Here is a 25,253-nt window from a genome sequence, read left to right as displayed (position 1 = left end):
GGTGGGGGCTGGTCGCGCAGTTCCCCGCGCCCCTGGCGGGTTCGGGTCCTCCGGCGTACGAGGGGCGGGGCACGGGGGCCGCAGGCCCCGTGCTTCAGGGGCGCGGGGAACTGCGCGAGCAACCCAGCACGGTCCGCAGCCAAAACCCCGGCCCGACAAGGGGCGCGGGGAACTGCGCGACCAGCCCACCACGGCCCGCAGGCGAAGCCGAAGGCCCGGCCCAGGGGGTTCCTGGGCCGGGCCTTCGGCCGGCGTCGTGCCGACGGAGGATCAGCCCTCCGTCGCCACCGGCTCAGCCGCCGCCTTCTTGGCAACCTTCTTCGCCGTCGTCTTCTTCGCCGCGGTCTTCTTGGCCACCGTCTTCTTGGCGACCGCCTTCTTCGCGGTGGTGGCCTTCTTGGCCGTCTTCGCCGTCTTGCGGGCCGCCTTCTTGGCCGGGGCGGCCTCCTCGACGGGCTCCGCGACGTCCGCCGCGGCCTCATCCGCGACAACCGCGACCGGCTCGGCCACGACGGCCTCGGCCACCGGCGCGGACGCCACCACGACGACCGCAGCCTCCTGGGTGCCCGACGGCGACCCCGCGGGCGCGGTCGCCTTGCGGGTCACCCGGCGACGGGCCCGCGGCGGGGCGGCGACGGGCGCCTCCTCGACGACGGGCTCGGCCACCGGCTCGGCCACCACGGGCTCCGCCGCGACGACCGGCTCCGCCACCGCGACCGGCTCGGCCACGACGACCTCGGCCGGGGCCTCGGCGGCGGCCGGCGCACCGGCGGGCGCGGTCGCCTTGCGGGTGGCCCGGCGACGGGCCCGCCCGCGCGGCGCCTCGTCCTCGATGAACGACGCCACCGTCACCGCCCTGGGCTCCGGCTCGACCACCGGCTCCGCCACGGCCGGCTCGCTCTCGGCGGCCCGGCGGGGCGCACCGGCCGGGGCCGACGCCTTGCGGGTCGCGCGGCGACGGCTGCGGCCACCACGGGCCGCGGCCTCCGCCTCGGCGGCGCTGCTGTACAGCTCCTCGTCCGGCACGAACTCCGGCTCGGCGAGCGCGACGGGCGCGGCGACCTCGGCCGCCACCTCCGCCTCGGTCTCGACGGCCTCGGTCTCCACGGCCTCGTGCTCGTGCACGTCGTGGTCGTGCCCGTCGCCGCCCCGGCCGCGCTTCTTGGAGCGCTTGCCGTTGCCGCCGCCACCGGTGCCGGTGGGCTGCTCCATGTGGACGATGACACCGCGTCCGTTGCAGTGGACACAGGTCTCGGAGAAGGACTCCAGCAGGCCCTGGCCGACCCGCTTGCGGGTCATCTGGACCAGGCCCAGCGAGGTGACCTCGGCGACCTGGTGCTTCGTACGGTCACGGCCCAGGCATTCGAGCAGGCGCCGCAGCACCAGGTCCCGGTTGGACTCCAGGACCATGTCGATGAAGTCGATGACGACGATGCCACCGAGGTCGCGCAGCCGCAGCTGGCGCACGATCTCCTCGGCCGCCTCCAGGTTGTTCCTGGTGACGGTCTCCTCCAGGTTGCCGCCCTGGCCGGTGAACTTGCCGGTGTTGACGTCGACGACGATCATCGCCTCGGTCTTGTCGATCACCAGCGAGCCGCCGGACGGCAGCCAGACCTTGCGGTCGAGCGCCTTGGCGAGCTGCTCGTCGATCCGGTACGTCGCGAAGACGTCGACCTCGGAGGTCCACCGCTGGAGGCGGTCCGCCAGGTCGGGGGCGACGTGCGAGACGTAGCCGTGGATGGTCTCCCACGCCTCGTCACCGCTGACGATGACCTTGGAGAAGTCCTCGTTGAAGATGTCGCGGACGACGCGGACGGTCATGTCCGGCTCGCCGTACAGCAGGCTCGGCGAGGAGGTCGAGATCTGCTTGGACTTCTTGGAGATCTCCTCCCACTGCGCCTGGAGCCGCTCGACGTCGCGGCGCAGCTCGTCCTCGCTGGCGCCCTCGGCGGCGGTGCGCACGATGACGCCCGCGTCCTCGGGGACGATCTTCTTGAGGATGGTCTTCAGGCGCGCGCGCTCGGTGTCCGGGAGCTTGCGGCTGATGCCGGTCATCGAGCCCTCGGGCACGTACACGAGGTAGCGGCCGGGCAGCGAGACCTGGCTGGTCAGACGGGCGCCCTTGTGGCCGATCGGGTCCTTGGTGACCTGCACCAGGACCGACTGGCCGGACTTGAGGGCGGCCTCGATGCGGCGCGGCCCGTTGGCCATGCCGAGCGCCTCGAAGTTGACCTCACCGGCGTACAGGACGGCGTTGCGGCCCTTGCCGATGTCGACGAAGGCGGCCTCCATCGACGGCAGGACGTTCTGGACCTTGCCCAGGTAGACGTTGCCGACGTACGAGGTGGCCTGCTCCTTGTTGACGTAGTGCTCGACCAGCACGTTGTCTTCCAGGACGCCGATCTGGGTGCGCTCGCCGCTCTGGCGGACGACCATCACGCGCTCGACGGCCTCGCGGCGCGCCAGGAACTCCGCCTCGGTGATGATCGGCACCCGGCGGCGGCCCTGCTCGCGGCCCTCGCGGCGGCGCTGCTTCTTCGCCTCCAGACGGGTCGAGCCCTTGATGGACTGCACCTCGTCGGACGGCTCGGCCTTCTCGCGGGCCGGGCGCGGCTCGCGGACCTTGACGACGGTGCGCTCCGGGTCGTCCGAACCGCCCTCGTGGTCACCGCCGTCACCGCTGCGGCGACGGCGCCGGCGCCGGCGACGGCTGCTGCTGGTGCCCGCGGCGGACGGGGTGTCGTCGGACTCGTCGTCCTCGTCCTCGTACGCCTCGGCCTCCGCCTCGGCGGAGTCCTCGGTGTCGGTCTCCTCCTGCTCGGCGGACTCGCCCCGGCGACGGCGGCGGCCACCGCGGCGGCGACGGCGCGAGGGACGGTCGTCCTCGTGCTCCTCGGCCTCGGCGCCCTCCGGCTCCTCCTCGGCGGACGCGTCCTCGTCGGCCGTCTCGGCCGCGGGGGCCTGCGGCTCGGGCGCGGACTCGGCGCTCTCGCCGCGACGGCGGCGGCGACGGCGGGAGCCGCCCTGCGGCTCGGCCTGCTCGACGACCGGCTCGGCGACGGTCTGCTCCGTCTCCTCCTCGTCCGTCTCGTCCGTCACCTCGGCGGCGGCCTGGGCGGCGGCAGCGGCGGCGGTCTCGGGGGTCTGGAACATCGGCTCGTGGAAGACCGGCGCCTGGAAGACGGCGACGGCCGGGCGGGTGGCGCGGCGGCGGGTGGGGGCACCCCCCTGGCCCTTGGCGCCCCGGGGGAGGCCGGTCTCCGGCTTCTCCTCGGCCTGGGGTGCCTCGGGCGCCGCGGCCTTCGCGGGCTCCTCGGCGGCGGCGGCGGTGGTGGTGGTCGTGGTGAACTGCGGCGCGGTGGCCTTGCGGGTCGCGCGGCGGCGGGTGCGACCGCGGGGCGCCTCGTCCTCGGCGGCCTCGACGGCGCTCTCCTCGGCGACCGGCGCCTCGGCGACGGGCTCGGCGGCCACGACGATCTCGGCGTCCTCGGCGGCCTTGGGCGCACCGGCCGGAGCCGTGGCCTTACGGGTGGCACGGCGACGGGTGCGCGCCGGAGCGGCACTCTCCTCGGCGGCGGCCACGACGGCGGCCTCCTCGGCCGGGGAGGCGACCGGGTCCTCGGCGGCGACGGCCGGCGGCGCACCGGCGGCCGGGGTCTCCTCGACGGCGGGCGCACCGGCGGGCGCGGTGGCCTTGCGGGTGGCGCGACGGCGGGTACGGGCCGGAGCGGCGCTCTCCTCGACGGCCTCGACGGCCTGCGGCTCGACGGCGGCCGGGGCCTCGACGGGCTCGGCGGCCACGACGATCTCGGCGTCCTCGGCGGCCTTGGGCGCACCGGCCGGAGCCGTGGCCTTACGGGTGGCACGGCGACGGGTGCGCGCCGGAGCGGCACTCTCCTCGACGGCCTCGACGGCCTGCGGCTCGACGGCGGCCGGGGCCTCGACGGGCTCGGCGGCCACGGGCGCCTCGGCGGCGGCGGTGGCCTTGCGGGTGGCACGGCGGCGCGGACGGGCCGGAGCGGCCTCCTCGGCGGCGGGCGCGGCACTCTCGACGGGGGCCTCGGCGGCGGCCGGGGTCTCCTCGACGGCGGCCGGGGCACCGGCGGGCGCGGTCGCCTTGCGGGTGGCGCGGCGGCGCGGACGGGCCGGAGCGGCCTCCTCGGCGGCGGGCGCGGCGGTCTCGGCCGGGGCCTCGGCGGCGGCCGGGGTCTCGGGCGCGTCGGCGCCCGCGGCTCCCGGCGGACCGGCGGGCCGCGACGCGGCGCGGCGCCGGCGGCGCGGCGGCAGCGTGTCGCTGGGGCTGTTGTTGTCGTCCCCGGTCACACCGGGTTCGTTCTTCTCGTTCTCAAGCATGCGGGCGTAGCTCCCGTCACGCTCCCGGGCGCCGCGCCTGGTTCCGGTCCGAGCGGCCCGTCCGCGTGATGTGCGCGGAAGCCGTCGTCCGGGGCGCGGGCGCCGCACGGGAGCTGATATGTCCGGCTCGCCGGTTCCGTACGCGATGTACGTACGGCCTGGCGAAAGTCTCCTGGTCAGTGCGCGGCCCGACCCAGGTGGCTCCCGAGTACCAGGGCTGCGCTACAACGACGTGCCCTTACGCGGCAGGACCTTCCGGCACCGTCGCAGGGGCGGTCCCGGCGGCCTTGGGTGGAGCGGCCGGGGCTGCCTCGCGGTCGGGCGCGAGCGGGTCGGTCACCGTGCCGGACTCCTCGTCGAAGAGCCCCTGCGCCAGCCTGGTCACCGCTGCGGGGACCGGCGGCGCCAGGTCGGCCACAGCTCGGAGACCGGACAGGACGTCGTCGGGTCGCACGGCAGGTGTCAGGTGCCGTACTACCAGGCGCAGTATCGCACAGGGCTTGTCCACCGGCCTATTGATGGGCCCGGCGGGAGCCTCTCCGGTGGAGCCGGCGGAGTCGGACTGCGGAGGAAGCGCCTGGAGACCGGCGACGGCGCCGCGCGTGTCGAAGGTGCGCATGCCGTTCTTGGTGCGGCGCTGGACCTCGACGGTCTCGGCGGCGAGGAAGGCGTCGACGGCCTTGCGGGCGTCCTCGACGGGCACGCCGTCGAGCCGCATCTCCCAGACGGAGGCGGTCAGCCGGTCGGCCAGGCCCGAGGTGCGGGCCTCCACGGCGTCGGTGATGTCGAGCCCGGTGGGCAGCGACTCGTCGAGCAGCGCCCGCAGCGTCGCCGGGTCGCGGTGCTCGGTGAGGGCGATCTCCAGGTACTCGGCCTCGGAGCCGGTGCCGGTGGGCGCGGCGTTGGCGTAGGACACCTTGGGGTGCGGGGTGAAGCCCGCCGAGTACGCCATGGGCACCTCGGCGCGGCGCAGCGCGCGCTCGAAGGCGCGCTGGAAGTCGCGGTGGCTGGTGAACCGGAGGCGGCCGCGCTTGGTGTAGCGCAGTCGGATGCGCTGCACCGCAGGTGCGGGCGGCGGGCCTTCGGGCTGTCGCTTGCCCAGTGGTTCTTCTCCTCGTGCGGGGCGGGCGCGGTGGGCGCCGCCCACCTGTCCTGTGGGGGCCCTCCGGTCGCGGCCCGCGCGCCGCCCGGCTCATCCCTCCGTCTTGTGGAGGGAGATCTCGGGGGCGGGCACCGCTCCGGAGGCAGTAGTTGTACTACCCAGAGTACGCGCCGGATGCCGCCCGGGTTCCCGGGGCGGCCCGCCGGCGAGCGCCCGCCAGGCGTCCGCGCGGGCCCGGCGCACGGTGTCGCGGGCCGAGGCGAGGGCCTCGCGGGCGGTGCGTCCGGCCGCCGCCAGCGCCTCGCGGGCGGCCCGGCCCGCGACGGCGGCGGCGCGGGCGGCCGGGGCCCACAGGGTGTCCCGCGCCCAGTGCAGCACCGGCGCGCACAGGGTGCGCCACACCCAGCGCACCGGCCGTCCGGCCAGCTGCCACCCGAGCCACTTCAGGCCGCGGCCGAGGGCCCGCGAGAGGTGTCCGGCGATCCGCCAGGCGTGCCCGAACGCGGCGCCGGTCTCGTGGGCGACGACGGCCACGGCGTGTCCGAGGGGGGTCAGCACCCGGCGCCAGAACCACCCGACGGGTACCACGAACAAGATCAAACCCACTCGAACGAGGGCGGTTCCGATCGCGGACAGGGCCACGCCGATCCCCCGCCCGGCCCAGCCGAGCACGGCCCACACGCGGGCACCGACCCAGCCGAGCACGGCCCACACGCGGGCGCCGACCCAGCCGAGCCCGATGCCCAACCCGGAGCCGAGCCGGGCGAGCGCGGCCCACACCCCGGAGGCGGCCCACACCACGCCCGACCAGCAGGCGGCCAGCACCCATCCGCTCGCGCGCCCCAGCGGGGCCAGCGCGTACCGGTACGCCCAGAGCGCCGGAGCGGCCACCCCGTACCGCCACAGCGGCACGGCCAGCCACCGCCACAGCCAGGCCAGGGGCACGCCCACCAGCACCCGTCCGGCCCGGACCAGGCCGTGGCCGAGCCACACCAGCGGGACGACGACCAGGGTCCGCCCCAGCCAGGCCAGCGCGCGTCCGGCCGGGCGCAGCACCGCGCGGTGCACGGCCCGGCCCGCCGCGGCGACCGCGTCCCAGAGCAGCCGGACGGGAACCACCAGGACCAGCACCACGATCCGTACGGGGACGCGGATCGCGACGGTCAGACAGCCCTCGGGCTGCCTCGGCGGTGGCTGGTGGTCCTGTTCCATGCGGGTAAGGACGCGGCGCAGGCCCCGCACCGTTGCGGTGCGGGGCCTGCTGTGATCAACCGGTGATCGTGTGGTTACTTGACGACGGTCAGCGGCAGGAGCTTCTTGCCGGTGGGGCCGATCTGGATGTGCGTGTCCATCTGCGGGCACACGCCGCAGTCGAAGCACGGGGTCCAGCGGCAGTCCTCGACCTCGGTCTCGTCCAGCGCGTCCTGCCAGTCCTCCCAGAGCCAGTCCTTGTCGAGACCGGAGTCCAGGTGGTCCCAGGGCAGGACCTCCTCGTAGGTGCGCTCGCGGGTGGTGTACCAGTCGACGTCCACGCCGTAGGAGGGCAGGGTCTTCTCGGCGCAGGCCATCCAGCGGTCGTAGCTGAAGTGCTCGCGCCAGCCGTCGAAGCGACCGCCGTCCTCGTAGACGGCGCGGATGACCGAGCCGACGCGGCGGTCGCCGCGCGACAGGAGGCCCTCGACGATGCCGGGCTTGCCGTCGTGGTAGCGGAAGCCGATCGAGCGGCCGTACTTCTTGTCGCCGCGGATCTTGTCGCGGAGCTTCTCCAGGCGCGCGTCGGTCTGCTCGGCGGAGAGCTGCGGCGCCCACTGGAACGGGGTGTGCGGCTTGGGCACGAACCCGCCGATGGAGACGGTGCAGCGGATGTCGTTCTGGCCCGACACCTCGCGGCCCTTGGCGATCACGTTGACCGCCATGTCGCCGATCTGGAGGACGTCCTCGTCGGTCTCGGTGGGCAGGCCGCACATGAAGTACAGCTTCACCTGGCGCCAGCCGTTGCCGTAGGCGGTGGCCACCGTACGGATCAGGTCCTCTTCGGAGACCATCTTGTTGATGACCTTGCGCATGCGCTCGGAGCCGCCCTCGGGGGCGAACGTCAGACCCGAGCGGCGGCCGTTGCGGGTCAGCTCGTTGGCGAGGTCGACGTTGAAGGCGTCCACGCGGGTCGACGGCAGCGAGAGGCCGATCTTGTCCTCGGTGTAGCGGTCCGCGAGCCCCTTGGCGATCTCACCGATCTCGGTGTGGTCGGCGGAGGAGAGGGAGAGCAGGCCCACCTCTTCGAAGCCGGTCGCCTTGAGGCCCTTCTCCACCATCTCGCCGATGCCGGTGATGCTTCGCTCCCGCACGGGGCGCGTGATCATGCCGGCCTGGCAGAAGCGGCAGCCGCGGGTGCAGCCGCGGAAGATCTCGACGGACATGCGCTCGTGGACGGTCTCCGCGAGCGGCACGAGCGGCTGCTTGGGGTAGGGCCACTCGTCGAGGTCCATGACGGTGTGCTTGCTGACCCGCCACGGCACGCCCGACTTGTTGGGCACGACACGGCCGATGCGGCCGTCCGGCAGGTACTCCACGTCGTAGAAGCCCGGCACGTACACGTTGCCGGTCCTCGCGAGGCGGAACAGGACCTCCTCGCGTCCGCCGGGGCGGCCCTCGGCCTTCCACGCGCGGATGATCGCGGTCATGTCGAGGACGGCCTGCTCGCCGTCGCCGATGACCGCGCAGTCGATGAAGTCCGCGATCGGCTCGGGGTTGAAGGCCGCGTGGCCGCCCGCGAGGACGATCGGGTCGTCGACGGTGCGGTCCTTGGACTCCAGCGGGATGCCCGCCAGGTCCAGGGCCGTGAGCATGTTGGTGTAGCCGAGCTCGGTGGAGAAGCTGAGGCCGAAGACGTCGAAGGCGCCGACGGGCCGGTGGCTGTCCACGGTGAACTGCGGCACCTTGTGCTCGCGCATCAGCTCTTCCATGTCCGGCCACACGCTGTACGTGCGCTCGGCCAGGACGCCCTCGCGCTCGTTCAGCACCTCGTAGAGGATCATGACGCCCTGGTTGGGGAGTCCGACCTCGTACGCGTCCGGGTACATGAGCGCCCAGCGCACGTCGCAGCTCTCCCAGGGCTTGACGGTGGAGTTGAGCTCACCGCCGACGTACTGGATGGGCTTCTGCACATGCGGGAGCAGAGCTTCGAGCTGTGGGAAGACCGATTCGGCGGCAGTCATCTCGACGAACTTTCGTGAGCTGGCAAGGGGGCGACTCTCTAGCGTAACCCGCTCACGAGGTGCCCCCCGCCGCCGCGATCCCCCGGCTCAGGCCCCGAGCCGCGCGCGCAGCCCCGGGCGGGACGCCGCGCGCCAGACTTCCGGCAGCTCGCGCTCGCGGTCGGCCGCCGCCGCGGCCTCCCGTCCGTACAGGAGTCCCCAGGTGAACGCGGACTCCCCGGCGAGGTGCGCCTGGACCGCGAGGCCGCGCAGGGCCTCGCGGGCCACCACGCTGTCCTGGTGGTCGCCCAGCACCGTCTGGACGGCCTTCATCCGCTGGGCGAACTTCCTGGCCGGGGCGCCCAGCGCCGGCCGGGCGGCCTCGGCGGAGTAGCGGACGCGCTTGGCCGCCTTGCGGGCCTCGTGCAGGGCCAGGTCGCGCGGCTCGCCGGGGTCGAGCTCCAGGGCGTCCACCACCCGGCCCGCCAGCCGCCCGTAGTCCTTGACGACCGCCTTGGACACCACCTCGGCGGCCGGGCGCCCGGCCGCGGGGCGCAGCGGCGGGCCCGCCAGCAGCGCGTCCAGGGTGTCGAGCAGGACGAGGTAGCGCTTGCTGTCGAGGACGGCGATGGTCTTGCGGCGCGAGCCGGAGCGGCGGGCCGTGCTCCAGGTCCGCAGCCGGGACCGGACCGGTCCGAGGACGAGGGTCCTGGGCAGGGCGGCGAGGTGGCCCTGGAGGCGTTCGGTGAGCACTTCCTGGTCGCGGTCGACGCCGAGTTCGCCCGCGAGCCACTTCAGCTCCTCGCCGACCGGGTCGGTGACGCTCCGGTCGAGGACCTTGGCGTACGACTTGAAGGCGCTGCGCAGCCGGCGGGTGGCGACGCGCATCTGGTGGACGGAGTCGGGCAGGTCGCGCCGGACGGCCGGGTCGTGGTCGACGAGGGCGTCGCGCTGGGCGCGCAGATAGCCCAGCACGTGGCCGCCCGCGCTGTCCTCGTCCCCGTCCCGTACGGAGGCGGCGGGTCCGGGCAGGCCGGGCACGTCGGGGGCGGTCCCGGCCAGGGCGCGGGCCAGTTTCGACGCGCTCGCCGAGGGGCGCAGGCCCGCCTTGCGCAGGCGCTTGCCGACGCGGTCCAGGAGGGCGGGGTCCCCGTCGTCGGCGAGCTCCACCTCGACCTCGGTCCAGGTGGCGGTGGCGCCCGCGGGGCCGGGGCCGAGCCGGACGGCCCGTACCGCGTCGACGCTCACCTCGGCGAGCAGGGCGCCGTCCGCGTCGAGCAGATGGGTCACGTGGCGGGAGGAGAGGAGCCGGACGACGGGGTCGAGCCGGCCGTCGCGGACGCGCGAGCGCAGCAGGGCCGCGAGGGCCCGGGGCACGTCCGGGGAGAGCGGGGCGCGGATCTCGTCGCGGATGCCGGTGGCGACCGGGAACTTCAGGTGCCAGCCCGCGTCGTCGCCGCCGGTGCGCCTGCGCAGGGTGAGGGAGTCCGCGGCGAGCCGCAGGTCCCGGGTGTCGTAGTAGACCGCGTCCAGTTCGGCCACGCCCTTGTCGACGAGGCTCGCCACGCCCGTGACCCGGGTGAGGTCGGGGAGGCGGACGTCGTCTCCGGTGGCTTCGTACTTCCGCTCGATCTCGCGCTTCGTCTCCGCCATGAACCGAATCTAGACGCGATCGCGGGTCCTCGACAGAGCGCCGGACCGGCCATCTCGGCCGGTCCGGCGCCCCCGCGGTGCTCAGGCCGTTATCGGCCGCTGCACCCTGATCGACTGGAGCAGTCCGATCGCCACCCAGACGGCGAACATCGATGATCCTCCGTAGGACACGAACGGCAGCGGCAGGCCCGCCACCGGCATGATGCCGAGGGTCATCCCGATGTTCTCGAAGGACTGGAAGGCGAACCAGGCGATGATCCCGGCCGCCACCACCGTCCCGTACAGCTCGGTGGTCTCGCGGGCGATGCGGCAGGCGCGCCACAGGACCACGCCGAGCAGGACGAGGATGAGGCCCGCGCCGACGAAGCCGAGCTCCTCGCCCGCCACCGTGAAGACGAAGTCCGTCTGCTGTTCGGGGACGAACTGGCCGGTGGTCTGGCTGCCCTTGAACAGTCCGGTGCCGGTGAGTCCGCCGGAGCCGATGGCGATCCGGGCCTGGTTGGTGTTGTAGCCGACGCCCGCCGGGTCCAGGTTGGGGTTGGCGAAGGCGGCGAAGCGGTTGATCTGGTACTCGTCGAGCAGCCCGAGCACGGCCACCGCGACCGCGCCCGCCACTCCCGCCCCTATCAGGCCGAGCACCCACCGGTTGGAGGCCCCGGAGGCGAGCAGCACGCCCAGAATTATGATCACGATGACCATGACCGAGCCGAGGTCCGGCATCATCATGATGATCAGGATGGGCAGCGCGGCCAGGCCCAGGGACTTGAGCACCGTGCGGTGGTCGGGGTGGGGCGTGTCCCCGGCGTCGACCCGCGACGCCAGTATCATCGCCATCCCCAGAATGATCGTGATCTTGGTGAACTCGGACGGCTGGAGCGAGAAGCCGCCGCCGATGATGATCCAGGCGTGGGCGCCGTTGACGGTCGCGCCCAGCGGGGTGAGGACCGCCAGGATCAGCACCACCGACAGCCCGTAGAGCACCGGCACCGCGCCGCGCAGGGTGCGGTGGCCCAGCCAGATCGTGCCGACCATCAGACCGAAGCCGATGCCGGTGTTCATGGCGTGCCGCATCAGGAAGTAGTACGGGTCGCCCTGGTTGAGCTGGGTGCGGTTGCGGGTGGCGGACCACACCAGCAGCGAGCCGATGAACGACAGCGCGAGCGCGGCGAGCAGCAGCCACCAGTCGAGCCGGCGCACCACCGAGTCGCGGGCGGTCAGCTTGGCGAAGGTGGAGCGCTCGGGTGCGTAGCGCTGGACGGAGAAGCCGGCCATCAGTCCCTGCGCCCCCGTCCGCCGCCCCGGTTGTCGGTGTTGGCCGCGGCCAGCTGCTGGCCCGCGGTCTTGTCCGGGACCTTCTGCGAGTCCGGGTCGTACGGCTCGATCTTCGGGGCGTCGATGGAGCCGTCGGGCTGGATCTTGGGCAGGGACTGCTGCGGCTGGGGCAGCAGGGCGCGCTTGAGGTCCTGGGTGCCGGCGTCGTCGAGGCCGTAGAGCGCGTCGTAGATGTTGCGCACGGCGGGGCCGGACGCGCCCGAGCCCGTACCACCCTGGGAGATCGTCATGACGATCGAGTAGTCCTTGGTGTACGTGGCGAACCACGAGGTCGTCTGCTTGCCGTAGACCTCGGCCGTGCCGGTCTTGGCGTGCATCGGGATCTGCTTCTGCGGCCAGCCGCCGAACCGCCAGGCGGCGGTGCCGCGGGTGGCGACTCCCGCGAGGGCTTCGTCTATGTCGTCGCGGGTCGCCCGCGACATCGGCAGCTTGCCGTGCGCCTTGGGCTTGATCTCCTTGACCGACTTGCCGTCGGCGCTGATCACGGCCTTGCCGACGGTGGGGTCGTAGAGGGTGCCGCCGTTGGAGATCGCCGAGTAGATCGTCGCCATCTGGATGGGGGTGACGAGGGTGTCGCCCTGGCCGATGGAGTAGTTGACCGAGTCACCGGCGCGCATGAGATTGCCTTCGAGGCAGTTCTCGTACTCGATCTTCTCGACGTAGTCGCCGTCCTTCTTGCCGTGCTTGCACCAGGCGTCCTTGTTGGCCTCCCAGAACCGCTGCTTCCACTGGCGGTCGGGGACCCGGCCGGGGACCTCGCTGGGCAGGTCGATGCCGGTCCTGGAGCCGAGGCCGAAGTCGTGGGCGGTCCGGTAGAACCAGTCGGAGGCGTCCTTCTTCGGCTTCATGCCGCCGTCCTTGAGCCACTGGTCGTGCGCCAGGCCGTAGTAGACCGTGTCGCAGGAGACCTCCAGGGCCTGGCCGATGGTGATGTTGCCGTGGCCCTGGGACTCGAAGTTCTTGAAGACCTGGCCGCCGACCGAGTACGAACTGGGGCAGGGGTAGCTGCCGTTGAAGGCGTATCCGGCGCGGACCGCCGCCGCCGAGGAGACCACCTTGAAGATGGAGCCGGGGGCGGCCTGGCCCTGGATGGCGCGGTTCAGCAGCGGGTAGTTGGACTCCTTGCCGGTGAGGGCCTGGTAGTCCTTGGCGGAGATGCCCCCGACCCAGGCGTTGGGGTCGTAGTTGGGCAGCGACGCCATGGCGACGACCCGGCCGGTCTTGGCCTCCATCACCACGACGGCGCCCGCGTCGGCCTTGTAGTTCTCGTTGGTGTTCTTGTCGAACTCCTTGCGGGCCTCTTCCATCGCGTGGTTGAGCTCGTACTCGGCGACGGCCTGGACGCGTGCGTCTATCGACGTGACGATGTTGGAGCCGGGCTCGGCCTTGTCGCTCTGCGCCTGCCCGATGACCCGGCCGAGGTTGTCGACCTCGTAGCGGGTCACGCCCGCCTTGCCGCGCAGCTGCTTGTCGTAGGTGCGCTCCAGGCCCGAGCGGCCCACCATGTCCGAGCGCAGGTACGGCGAGTCGCTGTTCTTCGCCTGGGTGATCTCGTCGTCGGTGACGGGCGAGAGGTAGCCGAGCACCTGGGCGGTGTTGGCCTTGCCGGGCGAGGTGTAGCGGCGCACCGCGGTGGGGTCGGCGGAGATGCCGGGGAAGTCCTCGGAGCGCTCGCGGATCTGCAGGGCCTGCTGGGTGGTGGCCTTGTCGGTGACCGGGATCGGCTGGTACGGCGAGCCGTTCCAGCAGGGCTTGGGGGTCTTGGCGTCGCAGAGCCGGACCTTGTCCATGACGTCCTGCGGCTTCATGCCGAGCACGCCCGCCAGCCGGGTCAGCACCGCCTTGCCCTTGTCGGGCATCTTCGTCAGGTCGGTACGGGAGGCGGAGACCACCAGCCGGGTCTCGTTGTCCGCCAGCGGCACCCCGCGCGCGTCCAGGATGTCGCCGCGCACGGCGGGCTGGACGACCTGCTGCACATGGTTGTTCTTGGCCTCGTCCTCGTACTCCTGCCCGTTGCGGATCTGGAGGTACCAGAGGCGTCCGCCGAGGGTGAGGAGCAGGGAGAAGACGAGGACCTGGATGATGACGAGCCGGATCTGCACCCGGGGGGTGCGTCCCGTCTCGGGGATGTTGCTCACGCCGTGGCCCCCTCGTTCACAGTCGCTTGACGCCCTTGATGCGGCCGGCCCGGGCCGCGCGGTTGCGGGCGGCCTTCACGCGCAGGCCGCCGCGCTGGTTGCCGATGCTCAGCCCGGTGCCGCCGGAGAGCCAGCCGGCCGCGATGCCGCCGCCCTTGCGGGCGCCGGTGCCCGACGACGTGTCGGCGAGCGGGTCGTTCTCGGCGCGTCTGGCGATCGCCATGATCAGCGGCACGGTGAACGGCGCGAGCAGCAGGTCGTAGACGGCGGCCGTGAACAGCAGGTTGGACAGGCCCACATGGCGGGCGGCGGTGTCGCCGACGAGGGCGCCCACGCCCGCGTAGAGCAGGGTGGAGCCGATGGCCGCGCAGACCACCACGACCATGGGGCCGGTCGCCGAGCGCAGCCGGCCGTGGTCGGGCTTGGCGAGCCCGGCCGCGTAGCCGACCAGGCAGAGCACCAGGGCGTACCGCCCGGCGGCGTGGTCGGCGGGCGGGGCGAGGTCGGAGAGCAGGCCCGCGCCGAAGCCGACGAAGGCGCCGCCGAGGTGGCCGTAGACGAGGGCGAGCCCGAGGACGGTGAGCAGCACCAGGTCCGGGACGGCGCCCGGCAGCTGGAGCCGGGCGAGCACGCTGACCTGGACGACGAGCGCGACGACGACCAGCGCGACGGAGAGGATGACCCTGTTGATACGCATCTGGATCAGCTCCTACTGGTCGCCGTCGGCGGCGGCGTTGTTCGCGTTGGGATCGGCGTTGGGCACGGCACCGGGCTTGCGGTTGGGGTCCGCCGGGGGGTTGGCGTTCGCGTTGGGGTCCGGGTTGCCGTTGGGGTCGCCGCCCTGGATGGGGACGTTGGGGTCGGCCTGGTTGGGGGCGACCGCGTTCCCGGCCGGCGGCGGGGTGACCGTCACGGTCACCGTGGGCGTCGGGGTGGGCTTCGGCTTGGCGGGCAGCACCTGGTCGCGCGGGTCGGTGCGCGGGGCCTGGACGACTACGCCGACGATGTCGAGCTTGGTGAACCCGACGTACGGGCGTACGTAGATGGTCCGGGTCAGGTCGCCGCCCGAGGGGTCGACCTTGACGACCTCGCCGACCGGGACGCCCGGCACGAACGGCTTGTCGGCCTGCGAGCCGAAGGTCACCAGCCGGTCGCCCGCCTTGACCTTGGCCTTGCCGTTGAGCAGCTGCACCGACAGCGGCCGGTCGCCCTGGCCGGTGGCGAAGCCCAGCTCGTCGCTGTTCTCCATCCGGGTGCCGACGGTGAAGTCGGGGTCGTTGGCGAGCAGCACGGTGGCGGTGGAGGGGCCGACGGTGGTGACCCGGCCGACCAGGCCCTCCCCGTTCAGTACGGTCATGTCGCGCTTGATGCCGTCGCGCGAGCCGGCGTCGATGGTGACGGTCCAGGAGAAGCCCTGGGCCGCTCCTATCCCGATGACCTGCGCGGCCTTGATGCCGTACTGGCCCTCGCCCGCCGTCTTGAGCATCGAGTCGAGCTGGTTCAGGCGCGAGCGGTTGCGGGCGTCGCTGCCGAGCTTCTGCTTCAGCGCCTCGTTCTCGCGCTGGAGCTCGGAGATCTTGTTGTGCCGCTCCCCCGAGTCCCGCACCGCCCCGATGGCGTTGCCCACCGGGTCGACGGCTGCCGCCATGCCGTTCTCGACCGGTCCGAACACCGTGGCGGCGGCCTGCCGGGCCCCGTCCACCGGCGAATTCTCCCCACCCCGGATGTCGACCGTGATCAGCGCGAACGCTACGGCGATCAGCAGCACCAGGAGCAGCCGGCTCTCTCGTGTGTCCCTCACGTGCGGCGGCCGTGCCTTCCTCGTCGGAATCTGTTCGATCTGTATATCAACGATCCGCCGTACGGGTTGGCAGTGGCCCGTACGGGCGGTCCCCCCGGGCCACTCGGTGACCTGGGGGGACCTGGGCCCGGCCGGAGGTCAGCGGCGCGGCTGGGCGTCGAGGACCTGCTGCAGGGCCTCGAACTCCTCCACGCACTTGCCGGATCCCAGCGCGACCGAATCCAGCGGGTCCTCGGCGATGTGGATCGGCATGCCGGTCTCGCGGCGCAGCCGCTCGTCCAGGCCGCGCAGCAGGGCGCCGCCGCCGGTGAGGACGATGCCGCGGTCCATGATGTCGCCGGAGAGCTCCGGCGGGCACTTGTCGAGCGTCGTCTTCACGGCGTCGACGATCGCGTTGACCGGCTCCTCGATGGCCTTGCGGACCTCGGCGGCCGAGATGACCACGGTCTTGGGCAGCCCGGAGACCAGGTCGCGGCCACGGATCTCGGTGTGCTCGTCCTTGTCGAGGTCGTAGGCCGAGCCGATGGTGATCTTGATCTGCTCGGCGGTGCGCTCACCGAGGAGGAGGCTGTACTCCTTCTTGATGTGCTGGATGATCGCGTTGTCCAGCTCGTCGCCGGCCACCCGGATGGACTGCGCCGTGACGATTCCGCCGAGCGAGATCACCGCGACCTCGGTGGTGCCGCCGCCGATGTCGACGACCATGTTGCCGGTCGCCTCGTGGACGGGCAGGCCCGAGCCGATGGCCGCGGCCATGGGCTCCTCGATGATGTGCACCTGGCGGGCGCCGGCCTGGGTGGACGCCTCGATGACGGCGCGGCGCTCGACCCCGGTGATGCCGGAGGGCACGCAGACGACGACGCGCGGGCGGGCCAGGTAACGCCGCTTGTGGATCTTCAGGATGAAGTAGCGGAGCATCCGCTCCGTGATCTCGAAGTCGGCGATGACGCCGTCCTTCAGCGGTCGTACGGCCACGATGTTGCCCGGCGTACGGCCGATCATCTTCTTCGCCTCGGCACCGACCGCCAGGATGCCGCCGGTGTTGGTGTTGATGGCGACGACGGACGGCTCGTTCAGGACGATTCCGCGACCTCTGACGTACACCAGCGTGTTGGCGGTCCCGAGGTCGACAGCCATGTCACGGCCGATGAACGACATGTTGTTGCTCCCCATGAGGATGCGTCCGGCCTTCCCTAATCGAGCGTTGACGGCTTTTTAGGTCGGCGAGGTGGGTGCTGTGTGGGCGTGAGGCTCCATCGTAGTGCCGCCCGCACGGACACGGCGCGTTGGTCCACCTCTGGTAATGGTGACGACGTGTCGGGGCGATGCGTTCCCGCGATCGGCGTTCATATACCGAAGGGCGACCGAATTCCTTCGGTCGCCCCAGGTCATGAGCGCTATTTGGCTGACACCCGGTCAGGCTTGGACGCGGCCCGGGAAGAAGATCTTCAGTTCCCGTTCGGCCGACTCCTCGGAGTCCGAGGCGTGGATCAGGTTCTCGCGGACGATGGTGCCGAAGTCGCCGCGGATGGAACCGGGGGTGGCGGCGATCGGGTCGGTGGGGCCCGCCAGCCGGCGCACGCCCTCGATGACCCGCTCGCCCTCGACCACGAGGACGACGACGGGGCCGGAGGCCATGAAGCCCATCAGCGGCTCGTAGAAGGGCTTGCCCTTGTGCTCGCCGTAGTGCTGCTCCAGGGTCTCCTGGTCCAGGGTCCGCAGCTCCATCGCCGGGATGGTCCAGCCGGCCTTGCGCTCGATGCGGCCGATGACCTCGCCGATCAGGCCGCGCCGGACGGCGTCGGGCTTGAGGATGACGAGAGTGCGCTGGGTCATGGTGTGCGGCTCCTTGCAGGCATACGTGTGCGGTGAGGCCGAGGCTACAGGGGGCGCGGAGCGCCCGAGCACCCGGACCGGCCCCGTGCCGCCAGGGGCGCGGGGAACCGCGCGGGCGGCCCAGCACGGTCCGCGGCCGAAGGAACCCCTTCCGGGGCAGGTGCTCCGGCTGCGGACCGCGGGCGGCTGGTCGCGGCCCGCGGACGAACCACGCACGCCTACACCTGCGGCTCCGGCTCCGCCGCCTCCGCCTGCGCGGCGAACTTCGCCTTCGCCACGTCCACCTGGCGGCCGAAGTGGATCGAGGCCCACCACAGACCGGCGAAGACCGCGCCCAGGAAGAACATGTGCGGGACGACGAAACCGCTCGCGATCAGGGCGATCTGGAGCGCCCAGCCCAGCTGGAGGCCGCCGGGGCGGGTCAGCATGCCGCACAGGAGCACCGAGAACAGCATGGCGATGCCGCTGACCGTCCACACCGTGGACACGGAGAGGCTGTCGTCCTTCATGGCGACCAGACCGGCGAACCCTATGACGAAGAATTCACCGATGAGGGTGGAAGCGCAGAGCGTGCGCATCGGGCGTCAGCCCCTTCCCAGGAGCAGCCGGGCCTCGCCGACCGTGATCACGGAACCGGTGACGAGGACTCCCGCCCCGGCGTACTCGTCCTCTTCCTCCGCCAGGGTGATCGCCGCCTCCAGGGCGTCGTCCAGACGGGGCTCGACGACCACCCGCTCGTCGCCGAAGACCTCGACCGCGACGGCGGCGAGCTCGTCGACGTCCATCGAGCGGTGGCTGGAGTTGGCGGTGACGACGACCTCGGCGAAGACCGGCTCGAAGGCTTCGAGCAGGCCCTTCACGTCCTTGTCGGCGCTGGCCGCGACCACGCCGATCAGCCGCGAGAAGCCGAACGCCTCGGTCAGCCCCTCGGCCGTGGCCTGGGCGCCCGCCGGGTTGTGGGCGGCGTCCAGGACGACGGTGGGGCTGCGGCGCACGACCTCCAGACGGCCGGGCGAGACGACGGAGGCGAACGCCTTGCGGACGGTGTCCACGTCCAGCGGGCGGGCGTGCTCGGAGCCGATGCCGAAGAACGCCTCGACGGCGGCGAGCGCCACGGCCGCGTTGTGCGCCTGGTGCGCCCCGTACAGCGGCAGGAAGACGTCCTCGTACTCCCCGCCGAGGCCGCGCAGGGTCAGCAGCTGGCCGCCGACCGCGATCTCCCGGGCGACGATCCCGAACTCCATGCCCTCGCGGGCGACGGTCGCGTCCGCCTCGACGGCCTTCTTCAGCATGACCTGGGCCGCGTCGACGGGCTGCTGGGCCAGGATGACGGTCGCGCCCTGCTTGACGATCCCCGACTTCTCCACCGCGATCTCGGCGGGCGTGGAGCCGAGCCGGTCGGTGTGGTCGAGGGAGATGGGGGTGACGACGGCCACCGACGCGTCGATCACATTGGTCGCGTCCCAGGTGCCGCCCATGCCGACCTCGACGACGGCCACGTCCACGGGGGTGTCCGCGAACGCCGCGTACGCCATACCGGTGAGCACCTCGAAGAAGGACAGCCGGAAGTCCTGCTGGGTGTCGACCATCTCCACGTACGGCTTGATGTCCTCGTACGTCTCGATGAAGCGCTCGGCCGTGATCGGCGAGCCGTCCAGGCTGATGCGCTCGGTGATCGACTGGACGTGGGGCGAGGTGTACCGCCCGGTGCGCAGGTCGAAGGCGCCGAGCAGCGCCTCGACCATCCGGGCCGTGGAGGTCTTGCCGTTGGTGCCGGTGATGTGGATCGAGGGGTACGCCCGCTGGGGCTCGCCCAGGACGTCCATCAGCGCGGCGATCCGGGAGACGGACGGCTCCAACTTGGTCTCGCCCCAGCGCGTGGCCAGCTCCGTCTCGACCGCGCGCAGCGCCTTGTCGACCTCCGGGTCGGCGGGGCGGGCGGGAACGGGGTCGCCCTGCGGCGCTCCGCCGTGCGTGCGCAAGGTGCGGCTGCCGGCCTCGATCACGGCGAGGTCGGGGTCGCGCTGGGTCTCGGCCTCGACGATGTCGTCGAAGTGGTCGTCGGGGCTGCTGCTGCGGTCGGGCTGCTCGGTCACGGCCCCAGTCTACGGAGGGGTGCCGACAGGACCTTGGACCCGCCCCTTTCGGGACGTTCGGCCCGCCGCCCCCACAGGGGACGGGGGCAAACTTGGCGATCATGGACATAGGGATCGACCTCGGCACCGCCAACACGCTTCTGTACGCCCGCGGGCAGGGCATCGTGCTCAACGAGCCGTCCGTGGTGGCGATGAAGGAGAACGGGCGCACGGCGCTGGCGGTCGGCACGGAGGCCAAGGAGACCATCGGGCGCACACCGGGCTCGATCACCGCGATCCGTCCGCTGCGGGACGGGGTGATCAGCGACTACGAGGCGGCCGAGGAGATGATCCGGCACTTCGTGAAGAAGGCGGTGCCGGGGCGCCGGCCGCGCACCCGCATGGTGGTGTGCGTGCCGAGCGGGGTCACCCCCGTGGAGCGCCGGGCCATCGTGCACGCCTCGCAGCGGGCGGGGGCGCGGGCCGTCCACCTCATCGAGGAGCCCATGGCGGCGGCGATCGGGGCCGGGCTGCCGGTGGCGGAGCCGCGCGGGTCGATGGTGGTGGACATCGGCGGCGGCACCACGGAGGTCGCGGTGATCTCGCTGGGCGGGATCGTCACCTCGCAGTCCCTGCGGGTGGGCGGCGACCGCATGGACGTGGCGATCACCGACCACGTCCGCAAGGAGCACTCGCTGCTGATCGGCGAGCGCACGGCGGAGGACGTGAAGGTCGCGATCGGATCGGCGTGGCCGGTGCCGGGCGACGAGGAGCTGGAGGGGCGTACGTTCGCGGTACGGGGGCGGGAGAAGGTGGGCGGGCTGCCCAAGACGGTGGCGCTCACCGTCCCGGAGGTACGGGCGGCGCTGGACGAGCCGGTGGAGCAGATCGTGGCGGCGGTGCGGGGGACGCTGGAGTCGTGCCCGCCGGAGCTGGCGGGGGACGTGATGGAACGGGGGATCGTGCTGACCGGGGGCGGCGCACTGCTCCCCGCACTGGACCTCCGCCTCGCGTCCGCGACGGGGATCCCGGTGTTCGTGGCGGAGGCGCCGCTGGACTGCGTGGTGCTGGGGTCGGGGAAGTGCGTGGAGGACTTCGACGGCTTGCAGCGACTGCTCGCGTCGAAGTAGGACGCTGCGGGGGGTGCGGGACTTTGCGGGGGTGACCCGGGCCCCCGGGCCGGTGGGGGTGGCCTGCGGCCATTTGTGCAGGGTGTTCGCCTGCGGGCCGGTGGGGGTGGCCTGCGGCCATTTGCCGGACCTTCGCCTGCGGGCCGGTGGAGGCTGGTCGCGCAGTTCCCCGCGCCCCTGGAGACCCGCCTTCGTCCGCGGACCTTGGTCGCTTCTCGCGCAGTTCCCCGCGCCCCTGACAACCCGCCTTCGTCCGCCGACCGTGCTCGCTCCTCGCGCAGTTCCCCGCGCCCCTGAACCCCCGTTCGCCTGCGGGCCGTGCTCGCTCCTCGCGCCCGCGCGGCGGAGCCGCACGATGTCACAGCCCCGCGACCCCAAGAAGCCTGGGCTGAGCTGGGTGTTTCGGCTGCCGGGTGCCTGCCGGGGGCGCGGGCAGCCGATATGGCGGGCCCGGCCCCCGGCTTTCAAGGGCAGCGGGGAACTGCGCGAGGAGCGACCACCGGCCCGCAGGCAACCGACCACCCAGGGGCGCGGGGAACTGCGCGAGCAAGCCCCACCGGCCCGCAGCCGAAGTCGAACCCGTGCCCGCGCCCCGCAGTGGCAGCACTGGCCGTACCCCCTAGGGGCGCGGGGAACTGCGCGACCAGCCACCCACCGGCCCGCAGGGGGTTTACGCCGTGCCCGACGGCAGTGTGGCCTTCACCTCGTACGTCGTCGACGTACGACGCGTCGTCAGCGCACCCCCCATGCTCTCCACCCGCTCCCGCATGGAGAACGTCCCCGTCCCCGACGACACCGGCGCCGTCGGCGGCACGGTCGACGGGAGGCGGTTGCGGACGTGGACGGCCAGTTCGCCGCCGCGGACGTCGATCGTCACCGCCACCCCCTCCCCCCGCGCGTGCTTCACCGCGTTGGTGAGGCACTCCTGGACCACCCGGTAGACCGCGGCCTGACGCAGCGGGGACACCGCGTACGCGCGCTCGGCCACGTCCAGCGTCACCGGCGTACCCGCCCGGCGGGTCTCGGCGGCGAGGGCCGCGAGGCCCTCCAGGCCCGGTGTGGCCCGCCGCTCGTCCGCACGCGCCACGATGATCTCGTTCAGCATGTGGTGCGCGCGCCGCGCCGTCTCGGCCAGCGAGTCGAAGTCCTGCTCGTGGGGGCCGCCGACGGCCCGCCGCGCCCGGACCTCGGCGGTCACCGCGAGCATGGTCAGCTCGCGCCCCACCATGTCGTGGACGTCCCGCGCCACCGACGCCCGCTCGGCCTGGACGGCTTGCAGGGCCTCGACCTCGCGCACCAGGTCCTGGCGGTAGGTGGCGACGCCGACCGCCGAGGAGAGGACCCCGATGGGCACCACGATGGCGAGGAAGGAGCTGATGGAGTCGGCCCGGTGCTCGGGCCAGCCCGGCGCGAGGTAGAACCCGCAGGCCACCACCACGTACAGGACGGTCGCCAGCACGGCGGTGCGCCGGCCCCGGAAGCGGCCCAGGGAGTACAGGGCGAACTGGATCAGGGTGAGCTGGTGCAGCCAGCCGAGGAAGAGCAGCGCCGCGAGATAGGGGATCCACGGCCAGCGGCGGCGCAGCAGCAGGGTGGCCGAGCCGGCCGCGAGGACGGGGGGCACGGTGGCGCCGGTCAGGGAGTTGTCCGCGGCGGCGAGGCCCGGCACGTCGATGACCATCAGCGCGAACGCGGCGAGCGCGATCATCGTGTCCAGGGCGCGGTCGTCACCCAGCGCGCGCCGCAGGGCGGAGGCGGGGGACGAGGCGTACATGCCTTCCATCATCCAAGGTCTTTGGACCTTTTATGGCTGACTTTCGACCCTTCTTGGGTCTGATTTGAGTGATTTGACCCACGCAGAGGAGGTCCCACGGGCCCGGAACGCCCGAAGGGCCCCGGACCGATCAGTCGGTCCGGGGCCCTTCGGTCACGCGGTCGCGCGGCTACGCCGTCACGCCTGCGGCAGGTTCGCCAGCTGGGTGGTGATCCGCTCGATGTCCGCCTCGGCCTTGGCCAGACGCGTACGGATCTTGTCGACCACGTTGTCCGGGGCCTTCGCCAGGAACGCCTCGTTGCCGAGCTTCCCGTTGGCCTGCGCCTTCTCCTTCTCGGCCGCCGCGAGGTCCTTGGCCAGGCGCTTGCGCTCGGCCTCGACGTCGATGGTGCCCGAGAGGTCCAGCGCCACGGTCGCGCCCGCGACCGGCAGCGAGGCGGTGGCGTGGAAGCCCTCCCCGGCCGGCTGGAGGCGCAGCAGCTGACGGATGGCCGCCTCGTGCGGCGCCAGCGCGGTGCCGTCCAGGGTCAGCTCGGCCGGAACCTTCTGACCGGGCTGGAGGCCCTGGTCGGCGCGGAAGCGGCGGACCTCGGTGATCACCTGCTGGAGCGACTCGATCTCCCGCTCGGCCTCCGCGTCGCGGAAGCCGCTGTCGGTCGGCCACTCGGCGATGACGACCGACTCGCCACCGGTCAGGGTGGTCCACAGCGTCTCCGTCACGAACGGCACGATCGGGTGGAGCAGCCGCAGCGTCACGTCCAGGACCTCGCCGAGGACCCGGCCCGAGACCTTGGCCGCGTCGCCGCCGCCCATGAACGTCGTCTTGGACAGCTCGACGTACCAGTCGAAGACCTCGTCCCACGCGAAGTGGAACAGGGCGTCCGACAGCTTGGCGAACTGGTAGTCGTCGTAGAGGGCGTCGACCTCGGCGACCGTGGCGTTCAGCCGGGACAGGATCCAGCGATCGGTGGCCGAGAGCTGCTCGGCGGGCGGCAGTTCGCCCTCGACCGTGGCGCCGTTCATCAGCGCGAAGCGGGTCGCGTTCCAGATCTTGTTGGCGAAGTTGCGGGAGCCCTGGACCCAGTCCTCGCCGATCGGCACGTCGACGCCGGGGTTGGCGCCGCGGGCCAGGGTGAAGCGGAGGGCGTCGCTGCCGTACTTGTCCATCCAGTCCAGCGGGTTGACCGCGTTCCCGAAGGACTTCGACATCTTCTTGCCGAACTGGTCGCGGACCATGCCGTGCAGGGCGATGGTGTGGAACGGCGGGGTGCCGTCCATCGCGTACAGGCCGAACATCATCATCCGGGCGACCCAGAAGAAGAGGATGTCGTAGCCGGTGACCAGGACGGAGTTCGGGTAGAACTTCGCGAGGCTCTCGGTCTGCTCGGGCCAGCCGAGGGTGGAGAAGGGCCACAGGCCCGAGGAGAACCACGTGTCGAGCACGTCGGTGTCCTGGTGCCAGCCCTCGCCGGTGGGGGCCTCGTCGTCAGGGCCGACACAGACGATCTCGCCGTTCGGGCCGTACCAGACCGGGATGCGGTGGCCCCACCACAGCTGGCGCGAGATGCACCAGTCGTGGAGGTTGTCGACCCAGTCGAAGTACCGCTTCTCCATCTCCTGCGGGTGGATCTTGACCCGGCCGTCGCGGACCGCGTCACCGGCGGCCTTGGCGAGCGGGCCGACCTTGACCCACCACTGCATCGACAGCCGCGGCTCGATGGTGGTCTTGCAGCGCGAGCAGTGGCCCACCGAGTGGACGTACGGGCGCTTCTCGGCCACGATCCGGCCCTCGGCGCGCAGCGCGGCGACGATGGCCGAGCGGGCCTCCAGCCGGTCCAGGCCCTGGAAGGGGCCGGGCGCGGTGATGATGGCGCGCTCGTCCATGACCGCGAGGTTCGGCAGGTCGTGCCGCTGGCCGATCTCGAAGTCGTTCGGGTCGTGGGCGGGCGTCACCTTGACGGCGCCGGTGCCGAACTCGGGGTCGACGTGGGTGTCGGCGACGACCGGGATGGAACGGTCGGTCAGCGGCAGCTTGATCTGCTTGCCGACCAGGTGCCGGTAGCGCTCGTCGTCCGGGTGGACGGCGACCGCGGTGTCACCGAGCATCGTCTCGGCGCGGGTGGTGGCGACGACGAGGGTCTCTTCGCCCTCCCCGTACTTGATCGAGACGAGCTCGCCGTCGTCGTCCTGGTACTCCACCTCGATGTCCGAGATGGCGGTCAGACAGCGCGGGCACCAGTTGATGATGCGCTCGGCGCGGTAGATCAGCTCGTCGTCGTAGAGCTTCTTGAAGATGGTCTGGACGGCCTGGGAGAGGCCCTCGTCCATGGTGAAGCGCTCACGGGACCAGTCGACGCCGTCGCCGAGACGGCGCATCTGGCCGGAGATCTGCCCGCCGGACTCGCCCTTCCACTGCCAGACCCGCTCGACGAACGCCTCGCGGCCCAGGTCGTGGCGGGACTTGCCCTCCTTGGCGAGCTCGCGCTCCACCACGTTCTGGGTGGCGATGCCCGCGTGGTCCATGCCGGGCTGCCACAGCGTCTCGTAGCCCTGCATCCGCTTGCGGCGGGTGAGGGCGTCGATAAGGGTGTGCTCGAAGGCGTGGCCCAGGTGGAGCGAACCGGTGACGTTGGGCGGCGGGATGACGACGGTGAAGGGCTCCTTCTCGCTCGCCGCGTCCGCCTCGAAGTAACCGCGCTCTACCCAGCGCTCATACAGCTCCCCCTCTACCTCGGCCGGCGCGTACTGGGTCGGCAGTTCGGTGGTGGGCGCTGGGTTCTGCTGCTGAGTGTTCTCGGTCACGGGGCCCAGTTTAGGGGTGTCACGGGCCGGTACTGAAACGGGAATCTTTGGTAACGGTCGGGC

At 72.4% G+C, this 25,253-nt stretch carries 16 protein-coding genes; 1 reads left to right on the top strand and 15 read right to left on the bottom strand.

The annotated features are described in order from the left end of the window. Positions 1–270: 270 nt before the first annotated feature. The 13 genes from AB5J87_RS23435 to AB5J87_RS23375 all read right to left on the bottom strand — a co-directional run bounded on the left by AB5J87_RS23435 (position 271) and on the right by AB5J87_RS23375 (position 19,505). The gene (locus AB5J87_RS23435) at positions 271–4,353 is read right to left on the bottom strand and encodes a ribonuclease E/G (RefSeq protein WP_369379020.1); all 4,083 of its coding nucleotides are present in this window, start codon (positions 4,351–4,353) and stop codon (positions 271–273) included. Between the two features lie 238 nt (positions 4,354–4,591). Further along, positions 4,592–5,413 carry a TIGR03936 family radical SAM-associated protein gene (locus AB5J87_RS23430; protein ID WP_369379018.1) on the bottom strand — a complete coding sequence of 274 codons (822 nt, stop codon included), beginning with the start codon at positions 5,411–5,413 and terminating at the stop codon, positions 4,592–4,594. A 132-nt stretch (positions 5,414–5,545) separates the two neighbouring features. Next, a complete protein-coding gene (locus AB5J87_RS23425; protein ID WP_369379017.1) occupies positions 5,546–6,667 on the bottom strand; it encodes a hypothetical protein in 1,122 nt (373 codons plus the stop codon). Positions 6,668–6,741: 74 nt separating this feature from the next. Continuing rightward, positions 6,742–8,670, bottom strand: a complete 1,929-nt coding sequence (locus tag AB5J87_RS23420) for a TIGR03960 family B12-binding radical SAM protein (protein ID WP_369379016.1) — start codon at positions 8,668–8,670, stop codon at positions 6,742–6,744. 87 nt (positions 8,671–8,757) lie between these two features. Continuing rightward, positions 8,758–10,302 (bottom strand): CHAD domain-containing protein, encoded by a 1,545-nt coding sequence (locus AB5J87_RS23415; RefSeq protein WP_369379015.1) that lies wholly within the window; start codon positions 10,300–10,302, stop codon positions 8,758–8,760. Between the two features lie 81 nt (positions 10,303–10,383). Beyond that, positions 10,384–11,574, bottom strand: coding sequence for a rod shape-determining protein RodA (gene rodA / locus AB5J87_RS23410; protein WP_369379014.1), 1,191 nt, complete (start codon positions 11,572–11,574; stop codon positions 10,384–10,386). Continuing rightward, positions 11,574–13,772, bottom strand: a complete 2,199-nt coding sequence (gene mrdA / locus AB5J87_RS23405; protein ID WP_369379012.1) for a penicillin-binding protein 2 — start codon at positions 13,770–13,772, stop codon at positions 11,574–11,576. Before mrdA ends, rodA begins: the two co-directional genes overlap by 1 nt. 16 nt (positions 13,773–13,788) lie before the next feature. Next, the gene (mreD, locus tag AB5J87_RS23400; protein WP_369379011.1) at positions 13,789–14,469 is read right to left on the bottom strand and encodes a rod shape-determining protein MreD; all 681 of its coding nucleotides are present in this window, start codon (positions 14,467–14,469) and stop codon (positions 13,789–13,791) included. Between the two features lie 12 nt (positions 14,470–14,481). After that, positions 14,482–15,573 carry a rod shape-determining protein MreC gene (gene mreC / locus AB5J87_RS23395; protein ID WP_369379010.1) on the bottom strand — a complete coding sequence of 364 codons (1,092 nt, stop codon included), beginning with the start codon at positions 15,571–15,573 and terminating at the stop codon, positions 14,482–14,484. 138 nt (positions 15,574–15,711) lie between these two features. Then, the gene (locus AB5J87_RS23390; protein ID WP_053727412.1) at positions 15,712–16,731 is read right to left on the bottom strand and encodes a rod shape-determining protein; all 1,020 of its coding nucleotides are present in this window, start codon (positions 16,729–16,731) and stop codon (positions 15,712–15,714) included. A gap of 258 nt (positions 16,732–16,989) precedes the next feature. Continuing rightward, entirely contained in the window at positions 16,990–17,409 is a 420-nt protein-coding gene (gene ndk / locus AB5J87_RS23385) for a nucleoside-diphosphate kinase (protein ID WP_369379008.1), read from the bottom strand. Positions 17,410–17,627: 218 nt separating this feature from the next. Then, on the bottom strand, positions 17,628–17,987 hold the full coding sequence (locus AB5J87_RS23380; protein ID WP_369379007.1) for a DUF4233 domain-containing protein: 360 nt from the start codon (positions 17,985–17,987) through the stop codon (positions 17,628–17,630). Positions 17,988–17,993: 6 nt separating this feature from the next. Next, on the bottom strand, positions 17,994–19,505 hold the full coding sequence (locus AB5J87_RS23375) for a Mur ligase family protein (RefSeq protein WP_369379006.1): 1,512 nt from the start codon (positions 19,503–19,505) through the stop codon (positions 17,994–17,996). 101 nt (positions 19,506–19,606) lie between these two features. Between AB5J87_RS23375 and AB5J87_RS23370 the strand changes: the two genes are divergently transcribed. Beyond that, complete coding sequence (locus AB5J87_RS23370; protein ID WP_369379005.1) at positions 19,607–20,614, top strand: rod shape-determining protein; 1,008 nt, start codon at positions 19,607–19,609, stop codon at positions 20,612–20,614. A gap of 670 nt (positions 20,615–21,284) precedes the next feature. On the opposite strand, the gene AB5J87_RS23365 is transcribed toward AB5J87_RS23370, so the two are convergent. Beyond that, entirely contained in the window at positions 21,285–22,388 is a 1,104-nt protein-coding gene (locus AB5J87_RS23365; protein WP_369379004.1) for a sensor histidine kinase, read from the bottom strand. Between the two features lie 177 nt (positions 22,389–22,565). Further along, a complete protein-coding gene (locus tag AB5J87_RS23360; protein WP_369379002.1) occupies positions 22,566–25,190 on the bottom strand; it encodes a valine--tRNA ligase in 2,625 nt (874 codons plus the stop codon). Between the last annotated feature and the right edge of the window lie 63 nt (positions 25,191–25,253).

The sequence above is a fragment of the Streptomyces sp. cg36 genome, from assembly GCF_041080675.1.
Lineage (GTDB): Bacteria > Actinomycetota > Actinomycetes > Streptomycetales > Streptomycetaceae > Streptomyces.
The sequence above is the reverse complement of the archived record's forward strand: the minus strand, read 5'-3'. Positions and strand labels throughout refer to the sequence as shown.